The sequence below is a fragment of the Kitasatospora sp. NPDC057198 genome, from assembly GCF_042670125.1.
Classification (GTDB): domain Bacteria; phylum Actinomycetota; class Actinomycetes; order Streptomycetales; family Streptomycetaceae; genus Kitasatospora.
In genome coordinates this window covers 1-4,845 of record NZ_JBHUWH010000550.1, presented here as the reverse complement: position 1 = coordinate 4,845, position 4,845 = coordinate 1, and the positions used below count along the sequence as shown (strand labels likewise).

Sequence of the window (4,845 nt, the reverse complement as noted above, 5' to 3'; positions counted from 1 at the left end):
GTGATGATGCTCAACGGCCTGCTCACCATCAAGGACGTGATGCGCAACTCCCGGCTCGGCGAGCAGGCCGAGCTGGCCGAGAAGCTCACCCAGGACGAGGGCTCCGGCGTCCTGGTGCGGCTCACGCCCGCCGACGAGCGGCCCGCCGCGACCCTGGTCTGCTTCCCCTACGGCGCCGGCCACGCCGTGCACTTCCGCCCGGTCGCCGACGCGATGCGCCGCAAGGACGCCTCCTTCGCCGTGCTCGGCGTCGAACTGCCCGGCCACGACCCCAAGTCCGGCGCCGACGAACTGAAGCCGGTCACCGACATCGCGGACCTGGTGGTCGGGGAACTGCTCGCCCAGGAACGCGGCCGGATCGTCCTGTGGGGCCACTGCGTCGGCTCCGCGCTGGCCATCGAGGTGGCCCGGCGGCTGCGGGCGCGCGGCGTCGACGTGGAGCACCTGTTCATCGGCGCCAAGCTGCTGTACGACGCCGCGGCGCTGCGGGAGTCCATCGACTACGTCTCCTCGATGACCTACGAGGACATCAGGCACTGGCTCACCGTCGAGACCGGCTTCACCGGCTTCGACGAACTCGGCGCCTCCTACGCCGACCTGCTGGTGCGCACCTTCCGGCACGACTCCACCAGCGCCAACACCTACTACCTGACCGCCCACGGGGACGGCGGCCGGGCCGAGCCGCTGGCGGTGCCGACCACCGCCGTGTACGCGGCCGACGACCCGGTCACCGCCGACTTCGCGGACCGCTACCGGGACTGGGCGCCCTTCACCGGCGTCCCGCAGATGCTCGAACTGCCCGGCGGCGGCCACTACTTCACCCGCACCCGGCCCGCCAAGGTGGTCGAGATCGTCCTGGAGACGCTCGCCGCCCAGCAGGCCGCCGCGCCGAACGGAGCCGAGCGATGACCACGACCGACACCCGGCGGGCCGCCTTCCCCGACCTCGCCTCCCCGGCGCAGTTCGTCCCGGAACCGCCCTACCGGGCCTGGGCCGCCATGCGGGACCTGCCCGAACTGCCCCGCCAGGAGCGGCCGGACGCCCCCGGCTTCTACTCGGTGACCCGCTACGACCACACCCGGACCGTCCTGCGCGACGTCGCCACGTACAGCTCCGAGTGGGGCATGACGCTGGACAGCACGCTCGGCGTCCGCGACCCCGCGGCCGGCCTGATGATCGAGCTGACCGACAAGCCGCGGCACGCCCGGCTGCGCAAACTCGTCACCGGCGCCCTCACCCCGCAGTTCGTCCACTCGCTCACCCCGGTCATCGAGCAGCACGCCCGGCGGCTGGCCGAGGCCGCCGTGCGGCAGGGCGAGGTCGACGCGGTCGGCACGCTGACCGCCCCGATGCCGCGGCTGGCCATCGGCTCCATCCTCGGCATCCCCGAGGAGGACCGCGAGGCCGTCGCCGCGATGGCCAGCAGCGCCATCACCGGCACCGAGGCGGCCGGCGCGGCCGCCCCCGCCCTGGCCGAGCGCCGCCGCTGCAGCGAGGCCGCCAACAACGACCTCCTGATGTACTTCGTGGACATCATCGAGGGCGAGCCGCACCGGCTCGACCCGAACGGCATGGTCCGCCGCCTGATGGACATCGAACTGGACGGCGAACGCCTCAGCACCGACGAGGTGCTGCTCAACTGCCTCAACCTGGCCATCGGCGGCTACGAGACCACCAAGAACGCCGTGGCGGCCGGCCTGTACCGGCTCGCCGGCACCCCGGGCGCCTGGCAGTGGCTGCGCGCGGACCACGGGCGGATCCCCGCGATGATCGAGGAGGTGCTCCGCTTCGACACCCCCGCCATGCACCTCATCCGCACGGTGACCCGGCCGGCCGTGCTCGGCGGCACGGAACTGGCGGAGGGCGACACGGTCTGCGTCTGGCTCTCGGCGGCCAACCGCGACCCCGAGGTCTTCGAGGCCCCCGACGAGTTCCGCCCCGACCGCACCCCCAACAACCACCTGTCCTTCACCATCGGACCGCACTTCTGCCTGGGCGCCGTCCTGGCCCGGCTGGAGATGCGCTCGCTCTTCACCGAACTGCTCACCCGGGCGGAATCGGTGGAGGCCCGGTCCGAACTGATCCGCAGGCCGTCGAACTTCATCGCCGGAATCGACCGGTTCGACATCGCGCTGCGCCCGGCCTGACCCCCGCCCCGCCGACCCCGGCGCCCCCAACGAGAGAGAAGAGCCCATGCAGATCGAACTCCCCGCCGGCCGGGTGGTCATGGTCGGCTTCGGCAAGCTGCTGCTGAACCAGATGGAGCAGTTCCTGCCCGAGAACAGCGTGCTGGTGGTCGAGGACCCCGACATCATCCGCAAGCGGGCGGTGCACGACGCCGCGGCCGACCTGCGCTGCGTCGGCTCGGTCGTCGCCGCCCCCTACCACCAGGACCTCGCCCTGGTGGCGGCCGTCGAGGAGCACCTGGCGGGGGAGCCCGTCGCACTCGTCATCGCCGGCCTGGAGTACGGCGTCCACGGCGCCGCCGTGCTGGCCGAGCGGTTCGGGCGCCCCGGCGCCGGCGCCGCCGCGGCCGCCGCCCTCACCGACAAGCTGCGGCTGCGGGCGGCCGCGCAGGCCGGCGGCCTGCGCAACCCCGAGTGGACCGAGGTGCACGGCCCCGCGGACGCCGAGGCGTTCGCCGCCGGCGGGCCCGTCGTCCTCAAGCCCGCCAACCGGCACGCCTCGCTCGGCGTCCAACTGCTGGAGCCGGGCGACGACATCGCCGCGGCCTGGGAGCTCACCGTGGCCGCCCAGGACGACCTGATGCTGCCCGACCGGGAACTCGCCTGGCGCTACCTGGCCGAACGCCGCCTGTACGGCCACGAGTACAGCGTCGAGGCCCTGGTGCGCGGCGGGGAGATCCTCTTCCTGAACGTCACCGACAAACTCACCGCCGGCGGCCGCCACCCGGTCGAGCTGGGCCACGTCGTGCCGGCCGACCTGCCGCAGGACGTCCGGCACGCCTTCGAGCAGGCCATGGCGGACTTCGTCCGGGCCATCGGCTACGGCACCGGCATCCTGCACGCCGAGTGGATGCTCGACGAACAGGGCCCGGTCCTCATCGAGTGCGCGGGCCGGGTGCCCGGCGACTCGATCACCTTCCTCCTCGACGCGGCGTACGGGGGCAACGTCATCCGCACCCTGGTGGAACTCCTGGCCGGCGGCAGCCCCAAGCTGCCCGGCGGCGCCCCGATGGGCGCCGCGATCCGCTTCCTCACCGCGCCCGCGGGCACCGTGCTGGAGGTCGCGGGCGTCGAGGAGGTGCAGCAGCGGGCCGGCGTGCTGCGCGCCGCCGTCACGGTGGCCCCCGGCGACCGGGTGGCGGAACTGCGCTCCTCGTGGGACCGGGTCGGCGAGGTCATGGTGCTCGCCGCCGGCCCGGCCCAGGCCCGGACCGCCGCCGAGGACGCGGCCGCGGCCGTCCGCATCGCGGTGGCCGCCGAAGCCGCCGGGGCCGCCGAAGCCGCCGGGGCCGCGCGGTGAGCGCCGGGCGGGCGCAGGACGGCCGCCCGGCCGGCCTGCGGGAGAAGCTGCTGGGCCCGGCCGACGTCGAGGGGGGCCTCGCCTTCCTCGCGATCGGGCTGATCGACGCCATCGGCACGGGCATGTACCTGGCGGGCTCGGCGCTGTTCTTCACCAAGGTCGTGGGGCTGACCGCCTCCCAGGTCGGCATCGGCCTCTCGATCGCCGGCGTGCTCGGGCTCGCCGCCCAGCCGGTGATCGGATGGCTGGCGGACCGCTGGACCCCGCGCAAGCTCCTGCTGTTCCTCAACCTCTACCGGGCCTGCGGCTTCACCGCCTACGTGTTCGCCGACGACTTCGTCAGCTTCCTGCTGATCGCGGCCTTCCTGGGCGTCGGCGAGCAGGCGGTGTTCCCGATCTACCAGGCCCTCGCCGAGCAACTCGCGGGCGCGGACGGGCGCGTCGCGATGATGGCGCGGATGCGCGTCGTGTTCAACGTGGGCTTCACCCTCGGCGGCCTGCTCGCCAGCGTCGCCATCGCGGTGGGCACCCGCGGGGCGTTCAGCGTGATCGTGCTGGGCAACGCGGCGTCCTTCGTCGCCGCCGCCCTGCTGCTGGGCCGGCTGCGACTGCGCAACCGGACGGACCCGGCCGCCACGGCCGCCACGACGGACCCGGCGGCCCCGGCCGGGCAGAAGGCCAAGAAGTCGCCGCTGCGGCTGGTCGCCCTGCGCGACCTGCGCTACCTGGCCGTCGCCGCGGTCAACGGCGTGCTGGTCCTGCACATCGCGCTGCTCGGCATCGGCGTGCCGCTGTGGGTCAGCGAGCACACCAGCGCGCCCAAGGCCCTGGTCGGACTGCTGCTGGTGGTCAACACCGTGCTCGCCGTCCTCTTCCAGGTCCGGGCCTCGGCCGGCACCGAGAACGTCGCGGGCGGCGTCCGGGCGATGCACCGGGCGGCGGCGGCCCTGGTCGGCGCCTGCGCGCTGTTCGCCCTCGCGGGCGCCGACCTGCCCGTCGCCGCGGTCGTCGCCGCCCTGCTCCTCGGACTCGTCCTGCTGACCGCGGGCGAGCTCTACCAGTCCGCGGGCGGCTGGGGCCTCTCGTACGCCCTGGCCCCGGACCGCTCCCGGGCCGAGTACCTGGCCACCTTCAACCTGGGGACGAGCGCCCAGTTCGTGCTCGGCCCCACCATCGTCACCGTCGGCGTGATCGGCGGCGGCACCGCGGGCTGGGGGGTGCTCGCCGCCGTCTTCCTGCTCGCCGGCGCGCTGGTCGGCCCGCTCGCCCGGTCCGCCGAGCAGCGCCCGGAACTGCGCACCGGCGACCCGCAGCCGGAGGAGACCCTGGCAGGCACCGCCTGACCGGCCGGGCCGGGCC

At 74.4% G+C, this 4,845-nt stretch carries 4 protein-coding genes; all 4 read left to right on the top strand.

Annotated features, from left to right (window positions below):
• Positions 1 to 909 (top strand): thioesterase II family protein (locus ACFUEL_RS35235; protein WP_380241585.1); only part of this gene is annotated, 909 nt, incomplete at its 5' end.
• Positions 906 to 2,147, top strand: a complete 1,242-nt coding sequence (locus tag ACFUEL_RS35230; RefSeq protein WP_380241583.1) for a cytochrome P450 — start codon at positions 906 to 908, stop codon at positions 2,145 to 2,147. The genes ACFUEL_RS35235 and ACFUEL_RS35230, both read left to right, overlap by 4 nt.
• Before the next feature lie 46 nt (positions 2,148 to 2,193).
• On the top strand, positions 2,194 to 3,486 hold the full coding sequence (locus tag ACFUEL_RS35225) for an ATP-grasp domain-containing protein (protein ID WP_380241581.1): 1,293 nt from the start codon (positions 2,194 to 2,196) through the stop codon (positions 3,484 to 3,486).
• Complete coding sequence (locus tag ACFUEL_RS35220; RefSeq protein ID WP_380241579.1) at positions 3,483 to 4,829, top strand: MFS transporter; 1,347 nt, start codon at positions 3,483 to 3,485, stop codon at positions 4,827 to 4,829. Before ACFUEL_RS35225 ends, ACFUEL_RS35220 begins: the two co-directional genes overlap by 4 nt.
• The last annotated feature ends 16 nt before the right edge of the window (positions 4,830 to 4,845 follow it).